The following is a 16,891-nucleotide window of genomic DNA, read 5'->3' on the forward strand; positions in this document are numbered from 1 at the left end:
TCTGTGAGGAGAGGAACTTCCATGGCTGACTTCGTCGGTGCTGTCGACCAGGGCACCACGAGCACCCGCTTCATGATCTTCGACCACTCCGGCAACGAGGTGGGCAAGCACCAGCTCGAGCACGAACAGATCCTCCCGCAGGCCGGCTGGGTCGAGCACAACCCGGTCGAGATCTGGACGCGGACCTCCGCGGTCATCCAGACCGCGCTGAACGCTCAAGGCCTGCACGCGAGTGACCTGGCGGCGCTCGGCATCACCAACCAGCGCGAGACCGCGGTGGTCTGGAACCGCAAGACCGGCCGGCCGTACTACAACGCGATCGTCTGGCAGGACACCCGGACCGACCGGATCGCCTCGGCGCTGGACCGCGAGGGCAAGGGCGACGTGATCCGGCAGAAGGCCGGGCTGCCGCCGGCGACGTACTTCTCGGCCGGCAAGGTGCAGTGGATCCTGGAGAACGTCGACGGCGTCCGCGCCGCCGCCGAGGCAGGGGACGCGATCTTCGGGAACACCGACACCTGGCTGCTGTGGAACCTGACCGGCGGCACCGACGGCGGCGTACACATCACCGACGTCACCAACGCCAGCCGCACGATGCTGATGAACCTCGAGACCCTGGACTGGGACGACGAGCTGATCAGCTTCTTCAACATCCCGCGGTCGATGCTGCCGGAGATCAGGCCGTCGTCGGACCCCAACAAGTACGGCGAGACGCTGGCCAACGGTCCGCTCGGCGGCGTCGTGGCGCTGACCGGCGACCTCGGCGACCAGCAGGCGGCGACCGTCGGGCAGGTGTGCTTCAACCCTGGTGAAGCGAAGAACACCTACGGCACCGGCAACTTCATGCTGCTGAACACCGGTACCGAGCTGGTCCGCTCGAAGGCCGGCCTGCTCAGCACGATGTGCTACAAGTTCGGCGACGAGGCGCCGGTGTACGCGCTGGAGGGCTCGATCGCGGTCACCGGTTCCGCGGTGCAGTGGCTGCGTGACCAGCTCGGCATCATCTCCGGTGCCAGCGAGACCGAGACGCTGGCCAGGCAGGTCGAGGACAACGGCGGCGTGTACTTCGTGCCCGCGTTCTCCGGACTGTTCGCGCCGTACTGGCGGTCCGACGCCCGTGGGGCGATCGTGGGATTGTCGCGGTTCAACACCAACGCGCACCTGGCGCGCGCGACACTGGAGGCGATCTGCTACCAGAGCAAGGACGTCGCGGATGCGATGGCCAAGGACTCCGGCGTGCACCTCGACGTACTGAAGGTCGACGGCGGGGTCACGGCGAACGAGCTCTGCATGCAGATGCAGGCGGACATCCTCGGCGTACCGGTGAGCAAGCCGGTCGTCGCGGAGACGACCGCGCTGGGTGCGGCGTACGCGGCCGGGCTCGCCGTGGGCTTCTGGAAGAACAAGGACGAGCTGGTACAGAACTGGAACGAGGACAAGCGGTGGGAGCCGCAGTGGAACGACGAGCAGCGGACCCAGGGGTACGCCGGCTGGCAGAAGGCCGTGCAGCGCACCCTCGACTGGGTCGACGTCGACTGAATCAGCGATTCAACTAGCTCGGAAGGACGAAACACAGTGGCTGTAGTGGCTCTGTCACCGCAAGCAAGGGCCGACGCGATCGACGCGCTGGCGGACGGACGCGAACTGGACGTCCTGGTGATCGGTGGCGGGGTGGTCGGCACCGGGTCGGCGCTCGACGCCGCCACCCGCGGCCTGACCACCGGACTGCTGGAGGCCCGCGACTTCGCGAGCGGTACCTCCAGCAGGTCCAGCAAGCTGATCCACGGCGGCCTGCGCTACCTGGAGATGCTCGACTTCCGGCTCGTGCACGAGGCGCTGCAGGAGCGCGGTCTGCTCCTGCAGCGCCTCGCACCGCACCTGGTGAAGCCGGTGCCGTTCCTGTACCCGCTGCAGCACCGCTGGTGGGAGCGGTTCTACGCCGGTGCCGGTGTCGCGCTGTACGACGGTATGGCGGTCAGCTCGGGCCTCGGCGCCGGGCTGCCGATCCACCGGCACCTGACCCGGCGGGGGGCGATGCGGCTGGTCCCGTCGCTGAAGAAGTCCGCCCTGATCGGCGCCCTGCTGTACTACGACGCCCAGGTCGACGACGCACGGCACACGATGGAGCTCGCCCGGACCGCGGCGTCGTACGGCGCCCTGGTCGCGAACCGGGTGAAGGTGACCGGGTTCCTGCGGCAGGGCGAGCGCGTCACCGGCGTCCAGGCGAAGGACCTGGAGAGCGGGCGCGAGTTCGAGGTCCGCGCGAAGCAGGTCGTGAACGCGACCGGCGTGTGGACCGACGACACCCAGGCGATGGTGGGGGAGCGCGGGCAGTACCACGTGCGCGCGTCGAAGGGCGTCCACCTCGTCGTACCGAAGGACCGGATCCAGTCCAGCACCGGGATGATCCTGCGGACCGAGAAGTCGGTGCTGTTCATCATCCCGTGGGGCCGGCACTGGCTGATCGGTACCACGGACACCGACTGGCGGCTGGACAAGGCGCATCCGGCGGCGACCAGCAAGGACATCGAGTACCTGCTCGACCACGTGAACGCCGTACTCACGACGCCGCTCACCCGTGAGGACGTCGAGGGCGTGTACGCCGGTCTGCGCCCGTTGCTGGCGGGGGAGTCGGAGAGCACGTCGAAGCTGTCCCGCGAGCATGTCGTCGCGCACGCGGCCCCCGGCCTGGTGGTAGTTGCCGGCGGCAAGTACACGACGTACCGGGTGATGGCCAAGGACGCGATCGACGCGGCCGCGGACGCGCTCGACGGACGGGTACCGCGGAGTGTCACGAAGAACATCCCGCTGGTCGGCGCCGACGGGTACCAGGCGCTGTGGAACCAGCGTCAGCTGATCGCGCAGCGCTCGGGGCTGCACGTGGCGCGGATCGAGCACCTGCTCAACCGGTACGGCGCGCTGGTCGACGAAGTACTCGACCTGGTCGCCGAGGACCCGACGCTGGGCGAGCAGCTGCCCGGGACACAGGACTACCTGAAGGCCGAGATCGTGTACGGCGCCAAGGCCGAAGGCGCCCGGCACCTCGACGACGTCCTGGCCCGCCGGACCCGGATCTCGATCGAGGCCTGGGACCGCGGCGTCGGCGCCGCCGAGGCCGCCGCCCGGCTGATCGCCCCGATCCTCGGCTGGGACGAGCACACGATCGAGCGCGAGGTCTCGTTCTACGTGAAGCGCGTCCAGTCCGAACGTGACTCCCAGGACCAGCCCGACGACGAGTCCGCCGACAAGGTCCGCCTCGAAGCCCCCGACATCGTGTCGCCGGCCTGACCCGGGAACGGGTCAGGGCTGACGCCATTCCTCGGCCAGTAGACCGAGGATGAGTTCGTCGCTGAAGGATCCGCTGACCCAGGCCGAGCGGCGCAGCACGCCTTCCCGGACGAACCCTGCCCGGGTGGCCGCCGCGATCATCGGCGCGTTGTCGGCGAGGGTTTCCACTTGCAGTCGGTGCAGCCCGAGCGTGACGAAGCCGTAGTGGCACAGAACGCTGGTTGTGTCGCCGCCATATCCGCGACGACGAAAGGCCGGAAGCAGGGCGACTCCTAGATGGGCCTGGCGGTTGTGGAGGTCGATCCCCCACAGCAGTGCCTCGCCCGCGAGGTCTCCGGAGGTCAGCTCGATCACCGAGAACGCGGCGACGTCCTCGGCTGGATCGGCTACGGCGTACGGCGAAGCGGCCGAGTCGGGCGGGACGGGTCGCCAGGGTCGGGAGTCTGCCCTGGAGCGGGTGGGGATGTCGTCGTACAGCCCGGATTGCAGGGGCGAGACGTCTTCTGCGTGTCGGGCTCTGAGCCCGACGCGTTCGCCGCGCAGCATGCGACCTCCTGGAGTAAGTGGGTGGGTTCGAGGCCGTACAGTCGAATCGGCATTGTCCTGGGTACGGGTCACACTCCGGTCGCCTCGGCCGTCGTCCGCGGGACGGGCACACTGCCGAAGCCGAGTTGGCCGGCCGGAACCATCCACGTCAGGATCTGCGGCGTAAGTCGCCCCGCCCGTACCGCCGGGTCCTGCGCACACAGTCGCCCGGCGGTGTCGGCGTCGACGGACCATACGGAGATGCCTCTCATCCGCGCGGCCGCTGTACCGACAATGGGGCCGGCCGCCATGACGTGGCCCTGCGCGATCATGTCGGCTGTGTAAGAAAGGTGCGCGTTCTGTAGCGCCGCCGTCTCGTTCTCCGTCATGACCGGCGCGTCCGGATCCAGGGTCAGGAGGACGACAGTGTGTTGGTCAAAGCGCATGCTGGCCTCCGGTACGCGTGGGTGGATGTTCGGCCGACGCGGAGGCGACGGCTCGCGACCGGACGCTGGCTACCACGTCGTGGTGGTTCAGGTAGACCACGATGCGCCAGCGTCCGCCGTCGAGGCGGAGCACGAACGTTGCCCCGAACTCCAGGGGCTCGGTGGACCGTGCGTTGGCGCCGAACCGGACCGCCCAGGTGGTTTCCGCCAGCGCGTGCCGGTCATCGAGCGGTGTCTCAGTGAGAGTGGTGAGGTCCATTCCCCGGGCGCCGATGGAGTCGAACAGCTTCTGCCGCAACGGCAGTGAACGGATCAGCAGGTCTCGGGCGATCGGCGCGGCGTTCGTGGGATCGAGGTTGAGGAACACCTCGTGGAAGCAGTCGTTGAGCGCCACGGTGTCGAGTGTGTCGCCGGCCTTCGCATACTGCTCGAAGAAGGCTCGGATCTCTGGTCGGACGGTGGATGTCACGGTCGCTCCGTTCGTGTCACATCATGTCGGCGAGCTTGTTGAGCAACGGGATCACCGCTTCGAGGCAGCGGCGTTCGGTGGCGGTGAACGAGTCTTCGAGCGCCCGGCCAAGGCCGCTCATGACGGCGAGTTCGCGGTCGCCGATGACCGCCGTACCTGCGGAAGTGATCGTGATGACGGTCCGGCGGCCGTCATCGGGATGTGCGGTTCGCCGGACCAGTTTCCGGCTCTCCAGTTCGCGAATGACAGCTGTGATCGCCTGGGTGGTCACCCGCTCGCGGCCGGCAAGTTGAGTGGGCGAGGTCGGGCCCTCGCGGGCGAGGTGCACCAGGACGGCGACCTCGGTGAAGGTGGGGCCGGCGCCGTCATGCATCGCATAGATCTGCCGCATCCGCCTGGCGACCCGCCCGATCGCGATCCGCAGCTCCTGCGCCTTCGCCGCAGCGTCGTTGCTGGTCATCTAGGAAACCTAGCTTACGTAAGTTGGATTACCAACTCTCGCCCGCGGAGTGGTCGAGAACGGTGTCAGAGTTCCTGGTCCTCGGGGCGGATCCAGTTGAAGGTGCGTTGGACGGCGGCCTGCCAGTTCGCGTACTCGGTGGCACGCCGTACCGGATCCATGTGCGGCATCCACTGGCCGGCGCGGTGCCAGTTGCTGCGGAGTCCTTCGAGGTCGGGCCAGTACCCGACCGCGAGACCGGCAGCGTACGCGGCGCCGAGGGACACCGTCTCGGTGACCATCGGCCGGACCACGCGGACGTCCAGGAGGTCGGCGAGGAACTGCATCAGCAGGTTGTTGGCCGTCATCCCGCCGTCGACCTTCAGGGCGGTCAGCGCGATCCCGGAGTCCGCGTTCATCGCGTCCACCACCTCGAGCGTCTGGAACCCGGTCGCCTCCAGGACCGCGCGGGCCAGGTGCCCCTTGGTGATGTAGCCGGTCAGGCCGGCGATCACCCCGCGGGCCTCGCTGCGCCAATGCGGCGCGAACAGGCCCGAGAAGGCCGGCACGATGTAGGCGCCGCCGTTGTCGTCGACCGTCCGCGCCAGGGTCTCGATCTCGGCGGCCGTGTGGATCATCCCGAGCCCGTCACGGAACCACTGCACCAGCGATCCGGTGACCGCCATCGACCCTTCGAGCGCGTACGTCGCCGGGTGGCCGGCGATCTGGAACGCGACCGTGGTGAGCATCCCGTGCTTGGAACGGACGATCTCCTGCCCGGTGTTCATCAGCAGGAACGAGCCGGTGCCGTACGTGCACTTCGCCTCGCCCGGGCTGAAGCACGTCTGCCCGAAGAGCGCGGCCTGCTGGTCGCCGAGCGCGGCGCCGATCCGGACGCCGGGGAGTACCTCGGTCGCGGTTCCGAAAACCCCTGACGACGGGCGGATCTCCGGCAGGATCGCCCGCGGTACGTCGAACGCCGCGAGCAGCTCGTCGTCCCATTCAAGCGTTTCGATGTTCATCAGCATCGTCCGGCTGGCGTTGGTGACGTCGGTGACATGCAGGCCGGGTCCGTTCTGGCCGCCGGTGAAGTTCCAGATCAGCCAGGTCTCCATCGTGCCGAACAGGATCTCGCCGCGCTCGGCCCGCTGCCGCAGACCGGGGGTGTGGTCGAGCATCCAGCGGATCCGCGGCGCCGAGAAGTACGTCGTCAGCGGCAGCCCGCAGCGGTCCGCGAACCGGTCCGGGCCGGCGTCGCCCGCGAGCTCGGTGACCAGCCGGTCGGTACGGGTGTCCTGCCAGACCACCGCATGCCCGATCGGCCGGCCGGTGACGCGGTCCCAGAGCAGGCTGGTCTCGCGCTGATTGGTGATGCCGATGGCAACGACCTGCGACGGATCGGCCCCGATCTGCCGGATCGCCGCCGGCACCACCCGGCTCACGTTCGCCCAGATCTCCTCGGCGTCGTGCTCCACCCACCCCGGCCGCGGGAACAACTGCCGATGCTCCCGCTGCGCCACCGAGACCAACCGCCCCCGCCGGTCGAACAGGATGCACCGACTCGAGTTGGTCCCCTGATCCACCGCCGCCACATACTGCTCAGCCATCCCCCCACCCCCCAATCACCCAGCCACCCCCACCACAACCCCCACACCAGTACGCCCGCCAACCCCCGCGCCGGCACGCCCGCCAAATCCTCCGGCGGTACGCCGGCCAACCCCTCTGGCGGTACGCCGGCCAACCCCTCCGGCGGTACGCCGGCCAACCCCCGGGGCAGACCCCACCGCCGTACACCCGCCAACCTCCGCCGCTGCGCTCCCGTCAACCGCGCCAGTCCGCCCGCGGAGTCTCGCCGTACCCGGCGTCGCGCCTGGTGCGATTTCAGGGGTTAACCCCTCAGTTGTACCGTTCGCGGTGCGCATACCGGGGGGAGAACCGGCCAGCTGAGGGGTTAACCCCTGAAATGGTCGGCCGGGGGGCTGTGGGTGCGGGATCACGTGTCGTCCCGGAGGTCGCGGGCGATGGCGTCGGCCGTGGCGCGGACCATGGTGACCAGGTCGTCGCGGTGGCGCATGCGGCTGTCGCAGATGCGCTCGATCCGGCCGGTCAGGCCGACGGCGCCGACCACCAGGCCACCGAGGCCGCGGATCGGGGCCGCGATACTCGCCAGCTCGACCGTGTGCTCCTCGAACTCGGTGGCCCACCCCCGCGCGCGGACACCCGCCAGCTCGACGCCCAGCCGGACCGGATCGGTGATCGTCCGCGTCGTGTACGCCTCCAGCGCCCGCGGTCGCGCGGCCCCGCTCGTGTCGTACGCGAGTACCGCCTTGCCCAGCGCGGTCGCATGCGGCGGCAACGTCGTACCGACATCCAGGTCCTGGTCGCTGTCGTCCGGCCGGAAGACGTGATGCACGACCACGACCCTCCCCTCGACGAGCCGGCCGACCCGGACCACCTCACCGCTGCGCGACGCCAGCGAGTCGGCCCAGTTGATCGCCCGGCTGCGCAGCTCGTTCGGATCCAGGTAGCTCTCGCCGAGCCGCCCGAACGCGTCGCTCAGGTGGTAGTGCGCGCCGCTCCGGTCCTGGTCGACGAACCCGACCTGATGCAGCGTCCGAAGGATCCCGTGTACGGTCGGCTTCGCCAGCCCGAGCGCGTTCGCGAGATCAGCGACCCCCAGCCCGTCAGACGCGGCGGCGAGCAGTCGCAGCACCGCCGCGGCCCGCTCGATCGACTGCACGGTGCCCGGCACACCCGCAGGCTACCTGTGAATCACTGGTCTGGCTCCACCTCACTCGGACGCGATCGCCCGCAACACATCCAGCCGAGCCGCCCGCCGGGCCGGCCACACCGCAGCCAGCACCCCGAACCCCACCGCAACCAGCACCGCGATGACCAACTGCAGCACCGGGATGTCCCGAACCGCCAGTCCGTTGTCCACCAACGTCGACTGGATCGAGGCCGCGACCCCGACACCGATCACCACACCCAGCAACGAGCCGAGCAAAGTGATCGCGATCGACTCGACCCGGAGCATTCGGCCGAGCTGGCGACGGTCCGTCCCGATCGCCCGCAACAGCCCGATCTCCCGGGTCCGCTCGACGACACCGAGGGCCAGCGTGTTCACGATGCCGAGCAGCGAGATGAGGATCGCCATCGCGAGCAGGAACCCGACGCCGGCCAGGACGCCGTTCACCGGTTGCCGAGCAGCGGCGGCGTACGCCTGCTGGTCGCGGACCTGGAGTGTCGGGTAGTCCTTGCTCAGCTCACCGAGGATCCCGGCCCGGACCTGCGCCACCTCATTGCCCTGGGCAACGTCGACGTACAGCAGGTTGTCGGTGCCGGCCCCGCCGATCTTCTGGTACGCCGGAAGCGACAGGAGGACCGCGTTGAGCAGCCGGTTCGGAGCCAGGATGCCGCCGACGGTGAGGCGGTGCGTGCCGGTGGAGGTCTTCAGGTCGAAGCTCTTGCCGACGGTGAGCTGCAGCGTCTTGGCAAGGTTGCGAGGGACGATCACCTGCCCAGCGCCGAGCACCGCCGCGGATCCGGAGTCGAACGTGGTGCTGATCGGCCCGCCGAGCGTCCCGTCGCTGACGCCGCTGACCTCGACGTTCGAGATGCCGACCTGGGCCGACTGCTGCCGGACCCGGTGCACGGCCACGACGCCCGGTACCTTCGCCGCCCGGTCGCCGACCTGGGTACTGAACGCGGGCGTGCCGTCGCTGGTGACCACGATGCCGGAGGTGCCGAGCGCGTCGGTGATGCTCTGGTCGATCGACGCCTTCGCGGAGGCCGCGATCACCAGCAGCCCGGCGATCAGCGACACCGAGATCATCAGCGCGGACGCGGTGGCCGACGTACGGCGGGGGTTCCGCTCGGCGTTCCGGCGGCCGAGGGTGACGGCGGCCGCGCGGCCGAACGGGTACATCAGCGCGCGGACGATGTACCGGCTGATCAGCGGGCTGAGCATCACGACGGCGAGAACGGCGATCCCACCGGCCAGGACGACGAGTACGGTGCCGGGGAGACCGCCGAGGTTCATCGCGATGCCGTACAGCAGGGCGGCCATCAGCAGCATGAAGGCGCCGATCGAGATCCGGGTCAGCAGCGAGCGCTCCGGAACGCCGACGTCGTCGCGCATCGCGGCGACCGGCGGCAGGTTCCCGGCTCGGCGGGCGGCCGGGGCGGCGGCGGCGACAGTGACACCGATGCCGAGCACGTAGCAGGTGATGATCGTGGTCGCGCTCACCTGTAGCGAGGCGGACGGGATCGGCAGCTCGAGCAACTGGTACGCGTACCGGATCGCGACCGCGACGCCGATCCCGATCAGCAGCCCGATCGTCGAGCCGAGGAAGCCGATGACGGCGCTCTCCGTGAGGATCGACCAGGTCACCTGGCCGCGGGAGGCTCCGATCGCGCGCAGCATCGCGAGCTCCCGGGAACGCTGCGCGACCACCATCGCGAACGTGTTGACGATCAGGAACGTACCGACGAACAGTGCCAGGCCGGCGAACAGCGCCAGGATCGTGCTGAATCCGCCGAAGGTGTTGTCGAGGTCGTGCTGCCCTTCGGCGGTGACCTGCTGTGCGGTCCGTACGTCGACGGAGCTGCCGACCGTCTTGGAGATCGCCTGCTGTACGGCGTTCTGGTCCGCGCCGGGCTTGAGCGAGACCGCGATCGAGGTCCAGCCGGGTTGCCCGAGCAGCAGGAGCTGGGCGCTCGCTCCGTCGAAGCTGACCAGCGGCGCGCCGGCTGCCACACCCGCGGCGGCGGGTGTGGTGAGCGCGGTCAGCGTCGCGGTCAGGGACCGCGCCGGCGTGACGATCCGTACCTGGTCGCCGACGTGGTACCCGACTCGGGACGCTGTCGACTCGTCAAGCGCGAGCTGTCCGGCACCCGCCGGGGGAGTGCCGCTGATTTGCCTGAACGGCGCGGTGCGCGCGTCCCGCGGCCAGGAGGCACCGAAGCTGGTCAGACCGTAGTTCTCGATCAGCTTGCCGTCCGGGCCGAGGATCTGCACATCGCTGACCAGCAGCTGCGGTACTGCGTCGGCGACGCCCGGCACGGTCCTGATCTGGTCGGCGACCGAGGACTCGAACGTCGGCGGCCGGTCGGTGCCGGTCGCGATCGGCGACGACGGTGTGACGGTGATGTCCGCCGTACTGACCTCGAAGTTCTTCTTCAGGGCGGTGGACAGTGTGTCGGTGAACACCATCGCGCCGGCGGCGAAAGCTACGCCGAGGGTGACGGCGATGGTGCAGAGGACGAAGCGGAGGCGGTGGGCGAGGACCGAGCGGAGGCCTAGCTTGAACATCAGCCGGCCAGCTCGCCGGCCGGGTCCAGTTGCTTCATCCGGTCCAGGACGGATTCGGCGGTCGGGTCGATCAGTTCGGACTGCAGCTTGCCGTCGGCGAGGAACAGGACGCGGTCGGCGTACGACGCCGCGGACGGGTCGTGGGTGACCATCACGACGGTCTGCTCGAAGTCGCGCACGGAGCGGTGCAGGAAGGCGAGGACGTCGCCGGAGGAGCGGGAGTCCAGGTTGCCGGTGGGTTCGTCGGCGAACACCACGTCGGGGCGGGAGGCCAGGGCGCGGGCGCACGCGACGCGTTGCTGCTGACCGCCGGACAGCTCGGACGGCCGGTGGCCGAGGCGGTCCCCGAGGCCGATCGTGTCGACGACCGTGGCCAGCCAGTCCTGGTCGGGTTTCCGGCCGGCCAGGTCGAGCGGGAGCGTGATGTTCTCCAGCGCGGACAGCGTCGGGACCAGGTTGAACGCCTGGAACACGAAGCCGATCCGGTCCCGGCGCAGGTGGGTGAGCTGCTTCTCGGGGAGCGTGGTCAGGTCGACGTCGCCGAGCAGCACCTTGCCGTCGGACGGCTTGTCCAGGCCCGCGAGACAGTGCAGGAGGGTGGACTTCCCGGAGCCGGACGGGCCCATGATCGCGGTGAACCGGCCCTTGCCGAAGTCCGCGCTGACCCCGGCCAATGCATCCACCTGCGTCGAGCCGCCGCCGTACCGCTTCCAGACCTCGATCGCCCGGACTGCCAGATCGCCCACACTCATGCGACGAACCGTATCCACCCAGGGTTCCTCGCCCGGGCCCAGGCCGGTGTCAGCCGTCGACGGTGATCAGATCGATGCCGGCGGACTCGGCCGCGACCTCCTCGACCGAGCGGGTCGGGAGCGGCGGTGGGGTACCGCCCCAGGCGGGGCAGATCGCCTTGTGGTCGCACCAGTCGCAGAGCGGGCCGGGGCTCGGGCGCCAGTCGCCGGAGTCGAGCGCGCGGGTGATCGCGACCCAGAGCGCGGAGACCTTCCGCTCACAGGCGCGCAGGTCGGCCTCGTCGGGGACGTAGCGGACGATCTCGCCGTTACCGAGGTACACGAGCTGCAGCATCGCTGGAACCACCCCGCGGAGCTTCCACAGCACGAGCGCGTAGAACTTCATCTGGAAGAGCGCCTTCGCCTCGAAGAACTCCGACGGCGAGCGTCCTGTCTTGTAGTCGACCACCCGGATCTCACCGGTCGGCGCGACGTCCAGCCGGTCGACGTACCCGCGGAGCACCAGGCCGGAGTCCAGCGCGGTCTCGACGTACAGCTCCCGCTCGGCGGGCTCCAGTGCGTTCGGATCCTCGAGGGTGAAGTACTTGCCGAGCAGTTGGTGCGCCTCGGCGAGCCACTTGGCCAGGTCGTCGCCGCTCGCGTCCTCCGCGAACAGCTCGCCGACCTCCGGCTCCTCCTCGAGCAGCCGCTGCCACTGCGGCTCGAGCATCTCCGCGGCCTGCTCCAGCGTCCGCTGCCCGCGCGGCAGGTCGAACAACCGCTCCAGCACCGCATGCACGACGGTCCCGCGGACTGCGGCCGGCGACGGCTTCTCCGGCAACCGGTCGACCACCCGGAACCGGTACTTGAGCGGGCAACTCATGAAGTCCGCGGCCCGGGACGGCGACAGGGCACCCCGCGGATGCGGATCGGCTACAGCTGCTGCAACGCTCATGCCCCAAACCCTAGGCACAACCACCGACACTTCGCGCGCACCCCACCCCGGCCTGTGGATAACCAGGGCCGTAGCAGCCAGTTACCCCGGGCCAAGTAGCGTTGCCTCGATGGCTGACTCGCGCGACCCCGACAACCCGGCCCCGCCGGCCGGCCCGACGCCGCCGGGAACGTGGGTGCTCGGTCGTGTCCGCGGGATCCGGCTGACCATGCGGTTCACCTGGCTGCCGGTGGCGATGCTGCTGGCGCTCGGCTTCGCGACCATCATCGGCCAGCAGTTCCCGTCGCTCGGCGGCTGGCGGTACGTCGCCGCGTTCGCGTTCGTGGTGGCGTTCACGTTCTCGATCCTGGTCCACGAGCTGGCGCACGCGCTGATGGCGATGCGGTTCGGGATCGGGGTCACCGAGATCAACCTCGGCTTCTTCGCGGCCGGTACGCACATCGAGGGCGAGCGGAAGTCGCCGCTCGAGGAGTTCGCGGTCTCGGTCGTCGGACCGGTCGCGTCGCTGCTGGTCGGCGGCGTGGCGTACTTCGGCTCCCGCGCGCTCGACGAGGGTGTCGGATACGTCGCGCTCTGGGAGCTCGGTATCGCGAACCTGATCGTCGGCGTCACGAACCTGCTGCCCGGCCTGCCCCTGGACGGCGGCTGGGTGCTGCGCGCGATCGTCTGGAAGATCACCGGGAACATGCACACCGGTACGGTGGCGGCGGCCTGGGCGGGCCGGGGGCTCGCGATCCTGGTGCTGGCCGGCCCGGTGATCGCCGAGCAGCTCTGGGGCTGGCAGCCGTCGATCATCGACTTCGTGATCGCGCTGCTGATCGGGTTCTTCCTCTGGTCGGGTTCCACCGCGTCGCTGATGCAGGCGCGGCTGCGGCGCAAGCTGCCCGCCCTCCAGGTCCGGACGCTGGCCCGGCGAGCCGTCGCCGTACATGCCGGTACGCCGCTGTCCGAGGCCGTCCGGATGGCCGGGGAGGCGCAGGCGGGAGCGGTCGTGGTGATCGACGGCGACGGCAAGCCGCACGCGCTGGTGTCGGAGTCCGCGGTCGCCGCCGTCGCCCCGAACCAGCGCCCGTGGACCATGGTGAGCGAGGTTTCGAGCCGGATCGGCGCGGGCCACATCATCGGCATCAACGACACCGGCGAGGAGATCCTCGCCACACTGCGTGAACAACCCGCCTCGGAGTACCTGGTGCTCGACGCCGCCGGCGGCGTGTACGGCGTACTCGCCACGGCGGATGTCGAACGAGCGTTCCGGGCCCGCTGATTACGGGGTTCCGGTGACCGAAAGTTAAGGTGAGCGCCTTATGGCTGACATGGCTGACTTGCGCGACTTTCCCGACCAGGCGTACTCCGGCGTCCACCACGGACCGCTGCAGGAGGGCGAGTGGATCACCCTGCAGGACTCGAAGGGCCGCCGGCACTCGGTGAAGCTGGAGCGCGGCAAGATCTTCCACACGACCAAGGGCGGGATCGAGCACGACGACCTGATCGACGGCCCGGACGCGGTCACGATCCGGTCCAAGGGCAACGTCGAGTACCTGGCGCTGCGCCCGCTGATGGCCGACTACTCGGTGTCGATGCCGCGCGGCGCCGCGGTGATCTACCCGAAGGACACCGCGCAGATCGTCACGATGGCCGACATCTTCCCGGGCGCGAAGGTGGTCGAGGCGGGTGCCGGGTCCGGTGCGCTGACCACCGCGCTGCTGCGTGCGGTCGGGATCCAGGGGCAGGTGATCTCGTTCGAGCGCCGCGAGGACTTCGCCGAGGTCGCGCGGAAGAACGTGACCGGCTTCTTCGGCGCCGAGCACCCGGCCTGGCGGCTCGAGATCGGGGACCTGGTCGAGAAGCTGAACGAGCAGGACGTCGACCGCGTCATCCTCGACATGCTCGCCCCCTGGGAGTGCGTCGACGTCGTTGCTGAGGCACTTTCACCCGGCGGGGTGTTCTGTGCCTATGTGGCCACCACGACGCAGCTGAGCCGGGTTGTCGAGACGCTCAGGGCACATGGCGAGTTCACCGAACCGCGCGCCTGGGAGTCGCTCGTGCGAGACTGGCACGTAGAGGGTCTCGCCGTACGTCCAGGGCACCGGATGCAGGGACACACGGCGTTCCTCGTCACCGCCCGGAGGATGGCGCACGGCGTCCAGGCGCCGCGGAAGAAGCGCCGTCCGGCACCGGGCGCGTACGGCGACGACTACGCCGGCCCGCGACGCGCGGAGCCGGGTAGCGAAGCATCGGCGGAACAGCCGGTGCAAACTTCCGGCGACATGCCGTAGGCAACCTGCTCATCCGCAACCGACACGTGATGGGATTCAGCTTGCCCGTCGAGGTTTTCTGGGTAAGGTCCATAGGGTCGAGCCCCACATGGTGAGGTGATGATCGTGGCTGGAGACGAGAGTCCTACCGCGGCAGAACTGCGTAACCAGGTCCGGTACCTGGAAGCCGAAGTCGCGGCGTTGCGACGTCGGCTGCTCGAGCACCCGGCTGACAGCCGGTCGCTCGAGAGCAGGCTGTCCGAAACCCAGGCCTCCTTGGCGAGTGTCACCGCTCAGAACGAGCGGCTGGCGGACACGCTGCGGGAGGCGCGAGAGAAGATCATCGCCCTGAAGGAGGAAGTCGACCGGCTGGCGCAACCGCCGTCCGGATTCGGCACCTTCCTCGGACGGAACGAAGACGACACGCTCGACGTGTTCACCGGCGGCCGGAAACTCCGGGTCGCGGCGAGCCCGTCGGTGGAGCTGGACGAGCTCCGGCTCGGCCAGGAACTGATGCTGAACGAGGCGCTCAACGTCGTCGAGGCCTGCGAGTTCGAGGTCGTCGGCGACGTGGTGATGCTGAAGGAGCTGCTCGCCGACGGTGAGCGGGCGCTGGTGATCGCGCAGGCAGACGAGGAACGGGTGGTGCGGCTCGCGTCGCCGCTGATGGACGTACCGCTCCGGGCCGGCGACTCGCTGCTGCTGGAGCCGCGCTCCGGGTATGTCTACGAGAAGATCCCGAAGTCCGAGGTCGAGGAGCTGATCCTCGAAGAGGTCCCGGACATCGACTACACCCAGATCGGTGGCCTGTCCGGCCAGATCGAGGCGATCCGGGACGCGGTCGAGCTGCCGTACCTGCACAAGGACCTGTTCCTCGAGCACGAGCTCAAGCCGCCGAAGGGTGTGCTGCTGTACGGTCCGCCCGGCTGCGGCAAGACGCTGATCGCCAAGGCCGTGGCGAACTCGCTGGCCAAGAAGGTTGCGGAGAAGACCGGCGCCGCCGGGCAGAAGTCGTTCTTCCTCAACATCAAGGGCCCCGAGCTGCTGAACAAGTACGTCGGCGAGACCGAGCGGCACATCCGCCTGGTCTTCCAGCGCGCTCGGGAGAAGGCCTCCGAGGGCATGCCGGTGATCGTGTTCTTCGACGAGATGGACTCGCTGTTCCGGACCCGCGGTTCGGGTGTCTCCTCGGACGTCGAGAACACCATCGTCCCGCAGTTGCTGAGCGAGATCGACGGTGTCGAGGGCCTGGAGAACGTCCTGGTCATCGGCGCGTCCAACCGTGAGGACATGATCGACCCGGCGATCCTGCGGCCGGGCCGGCTGGACGTGAAGATCAAGATCGAGCGCCCCGACGCGGAGGCGGCGCGGGACATCTTCTCGAAGTACCTGACCAGCGGACTGCCGCTGCACGTCGACGACCTCGGCGAGTTCGGTGGCGACCGGCAGGCGTGCGTGGACGGCATGATCCAGCGCACCGTCGAGCGGATGTACACCGAGGCCGACGAGAACCGGTTCCTCGAGGTCACCTACGCGAACGGTGACAAGGAGGTCCTGTACTTCAAGGACTTCAACTCGGGCGCGATGATCCAGAACATCGTCGACCGGGCGAAGAAGATGGCGATCAAGGCGTTCCTGGACGAGAACCAGAAGGGCCTGCGGGTGCAGCACCTGCTGCAGGCCTGCGTGGACGAGTTCAAGGAGAACGAGGACCTGCCGAACACGACGAACCCGGACGACTGGGCCCGGATCTCCGGCAAGAAGGGCGAGCGGATCGTCTACATCCGGACGCTCATCTCCGGCAAGCAGGGCACCGAGCCCGGCCGGTCGATCGACACCGCGACCAACACCGGGCAGTACCTGTAACACGCCGTACGACCGACCGCCCTCGCACCGTTTCGGTGCGGGGGCGGTGTCGTCGTCCCTGGTGGGGGGTGGAGCTAACCCCCGGTGCGATCGGGGGGTTTCCCCCATTGGAGGACTGCTCCGGCGGTCGTAGCGTGCTGCTATGGCGACGGACGATCTGCGCAAGGACCTGCGGGCAGCGGTGGCGGCGCGGCAGGAGCTCGGCTCGGAGTACGAGGCCGAGATCATCGACGGCTTCCTGGACAAGCTGGACCAGCGCGACCTGCACCGCCGTGCGGGACTGCTGCCCGAGCCGGTGCCGGGCCGGCCGGTGGCCAAGGCTCCGAGCCGCGAGACCGACCCGGGCGGGCTGGCGCTGGCGATCATCTCGATCGTCGCCGCGATCCCGATCACCGCGATCGCCGCCGGCATGATGGGCAAGTTCGGCGTACTGATCTGCTGGGCCGGCCTGGTCGGCATCAACTACGCCCGTATCCTCGCCCGGAGGCGCTAGCCGAGCTGCTTGCCCTGGGCGCCGAAGGCGCGGACCTCCGTCGTCAGGTTCTGCCCAGCGGTGAACGCCCGGACCTCCGTGTAGGCGATCCCCACAGCTCCTGGTCGCTC

At 69.2% G+C, this 16,891-nt stretch carries 15 protein-coding genes; 6 read left to right on the plus strand and 9 right to left on the minus strand.

Features of this window, described 5'->3' with window-relative positions; all coding sequences use genetic code 11:
- Positions 1-21: 21 nt before the first annotated feature.
- Positions 22-1,539 carry a glycerol kinase GlpK gene (glpK, locus tag JOF29_RS18310; protein WP_209695389.1) on the plus strand — a complete coding sequence of 506 codons (1,518 nt, stop codon included), beginning with the start codon at positions 22-24 and terminating at the stop codon, positions 1,537-1,539.
- A gap of 36 nt (positions 1,540-1,575) precedes the next feature.
- Positions 1,576-3,288 carry a glycerol-3-phosphate dehydrogenase/oxidase gene (locus tag JOF29_RS18315; RefSeq protein WP_209695390.1) on the plus strand — a complete coding sequence of 571 codons (1,713 nt, stop codon included), beginning with the start codon at positions 1,576-1,578 and terminating at the stop codon, positions 3,286-3,288.
- Positions 3,289-3,300: 12 nt separating this feature from the next.
- On the opposite strand, the gene JOF29_RS18320 is transcribed toward JOF29_RS18315, so the two are convergent.
- The 9 genes from JOF29_RS18320 to JOF29_RS18360 form a co-directional block, all read right to left on the minus strand.
- Positions 3,301-3,834, minus strand: coding sequence for a GNAT family N-acetyltransferase (locus JOF29_RS18320; protein ID WP_209695391.1), 534 nt, complete (start codon positions 3,832-3,834; stop codon positions 3,301-3,303).
- A gap of 68 nt (positions 3,835-3,902) precedes the next feature.
- The gene (locus JOF29_RS18325) at positions 3,903-4,259 is read right to left on the minus strand and encodes a YciI family protein (protein ID WP_209695392.1); all 357 of its coding nucleotides are present in this window, start codon (positions 4,257-4,259) and stop codon (positions 3,903-3,905) included.
- Positions 4,249-4,728 (minus strand): hypothetical protein, encoded by a 480-nt coding sequence (locus JOF29_RS18330; protein ID WP_209695393.1) that lies wholly within the window; start codon positions 4,726-4,728, stop codon positions 4,249-4,251. The genes JOF29_RS18325 and JOF29_RS18330 overlap by 11 nt, the downstream gene beginning before the upstream one ends.
- Before the next feature lie 16 nt (positions 4,729-4,744).
- On the minus strand, positions 4,745-5,188 hold the full coding sequence (locus JOF29_RS18335; protein WP_209695394.1) for a MarR family winged helix-turn-helix transcriptional regulator: 444 nt from the start codon (positions 5,186-5,188) through the stop codon (positions 4,745-4,747).
- Between the two features lie 65 nt (positions 5,189-5,253).
- Entirely contained in the window at positions 5,254-6,774 is a 1,521-nt protein-coding gene (gene glpK, locus JOF29_RS18340) for a glycerol kinase GlpK (RefSeq protein ID WP_209695395.1), read from the minus strand.
- A 386-nt stretch (positions 6,775-7,160) separates the two neighbouring features.
- Positions 7,161-7,919 (minus strand): IclR family transcriptional regulator, encoded by a 759-nt coding sequence (locus JOF29_RS45380; protein ID WP_209695396.1) that lies wholly within the window; start codon positions 7,917-7,919, stop codon positions 7,161-7,163.
- A 39-nt stretch (positions 7,920-7,958) separates the two neighbouring features.
- Positions 7,959-10,481 (minus strand): ABC transporter permease, encoded by a 2,523-nt coding sequence (locus JOF29_RS18350; protein WP_209695397.1) that lies wholly within the window; start codon positions 10,479-10,481, stop codon positions 7,959-7,961.
- Positions 10,481-11,233 carry an ABC transporter ATP-binding protein gene (locus JOF29_RS18355; RefSeq protein WP_209695398.1) on the minus strand — a complete coding sequence of 251 codons (753 nt, stop codon included), beginning with the start codon at positions 11,231-11,233 and terminating at the stop codon, positions 10,481-10,483. Before JOF29_RS18355 ends, JOF29_RS18350 begins: the two co-directional genes overlap by 1 nt.
- Positions 11,234-11,282: 49 nt before the next feature.
- Positions 11,283-12,167 (minus strand): RecB family exonuclease, encoded by an 885-nt coding sequence (locus JOF29_RS18360; protein WP_209695399.1) that lies wholly within the window; start codon positions 12,165-12,167, stop codon positions 11,283-11,285.
- Between the two features lie 109 nt (positions 12,168-12,276).
- On the opposite strand from JOF29_RS18360, the gene JOF29_RS18365 reads away from it, so the two are divergent.
- The 4 genes from JOF29_RS18365 to JOF29_RS18380 all read left to right on the plus strand — a co-directional run bounded on the left by JOF29_RS18365 (position 12,277) and on the right by JOF29_RS18380 (position 16,781).
- Positions 12,277-13,431, plus strand: coding sequence for a M50 family metallopeptidase (locus tag JOF29_RS18365; RefSeq protein WP_245357650.1), 1,155 nt, complete (start codon positions 12,277-12,279; stop codon positions 13,429-13,431).
- Between the two features lie 49 nt (positions 13,432-13,480).
- Positions 13,481-14,443 carry a tRNA (adenine-N1)-methyltransferase gene (locus tag JOF29_RS18370; RefSeq protein WP_209696198.1) on the plus strand — a complete coding sequence of 321 codons (963 nt, stop codon included), beginning with the start codon at positions 13,481-13,483 and terminating at the stop codon, positions 14,441-14,443.
- Between the two features lie 99 nt (positions 14,444-14,542).
- Positions 14,543-16,288 carry a proteasome ATPase gene (gene arc / locus JOF29_RS18375; RefSeq protein ID WP_209695400.1) on the plus strand — a complete coding sequence of 582 codons (1,746 nt, stop codon included), beginning with the start codon at positions 14,543-14,545 and terminating at the stop codon, positions 16,286-16,288.
- Between the two features lie 142 nt (positions 16,289-16,430).
- Complete coding sequence (locus JOF29_RS18380; protein WP_209695401.1) at positions 16,431-16,781, plus strand: hypothetical protein; 351 nt, start codon at positions 16,431-16,433, stop codon at positions 16,779-16,781.
- The last annotated feature ends 110 nt before the right edge of the window (positions 16,782-16,891 follow it).

The organism is Kribbella aluminosa (assembly GCF_017876295.1).
Lineage (GTDB): Bacteria > Actinomycetota > Actinomycetes > Propionibacteriales > Kribbellaceae > Kribbella > Kribbella aluminosa.

Bases quoted from the DNA above. Each gene is read 5' to 3' on its own strand.
- glpK (WP_209695389.1), top strand. From the start codon at position 22: ATGGCTGACTTCGTCGGTGCTGTCGACCAGGGCACCACGAGCACCCGC.
- JOF29_RS18320 (WP_209695391.1), bottom strand. From the start codon at position 3,834: ATGCTGCGCGGCGAACGCGTCGGGCTCAGAGCCCGACACGCAGAAGAC.
- JOF29_RS18325 (WP_209695392.1), bottom strand. From the start codon at position 4,259: ATGCGCTTTGACCAACACACTGTCGTCCTCCTGACCCTGGATCCGGAC.
- JOF29_RS18335 (WP_209695394.1), bottom strand. From the start codon at position 5,188: ATGACCAGCAACGACGCTGCGGCGAAGGCGCAGGAGCTGCGGATCGCG.
- glpK (WP_209695395.1), bottom strand. From the start codon at position 6,774: ATGGCTGAGCAGTATGTGGCGGCGGTGGATCAGGGGACCAACTCGAGT.
- JOF29_RS18350 (WP_209695397.1), bottom strand. From the start codon at position 10,481: ATGTTCAAGCTAGGCCTCCGCTCGGTCCTCGCCCACCGCCTCCGCTTC.
- JOF29_RS18355 (WP_209695398.1), bottom strand. From the start codon at position 11,233: ATGAGTGTGGGCGATCTGGCAGTCCGGGCGATCGAGGTCTGGAAGCGG.
- JOF29_RS18360 (WP_209695399.1), bottom strand. From the start codon at position 12,167: ATGAGCGTTGCAGCAGCTGTAGCCGATCCGCATCCGCGGGGTGCCCTG.
- JOF29_RS18365 (WP_245357650.1), top strand. From the start codon at position 12,277: ATGGCTGACTCGCGCGACCCCGACAACCCGGCCCCGCCGGCCGGCCCG.
- JOF29_RS18370 (WP_209696198.1), top strand. From the start codon at position 13,481: ATGGCTGACTTGCGCGACTTTCCCGACCAGGCGTACTCCGGCGTCCAC.
- arc (WP_209695400.1), top strand. From the start codon at position 14,543: ATGATCGTGGCTGGAGACGAGAGTCCTACCGCGGCAGAACTGCGTAAC.
- JOF29_RS18380 (WP_209695401.1), top strand. From the start codon at position 16,431: ATGGCGACGGACGATCTGCGCAAGGACCTGCGGGCAGCGGTGGCGGCG.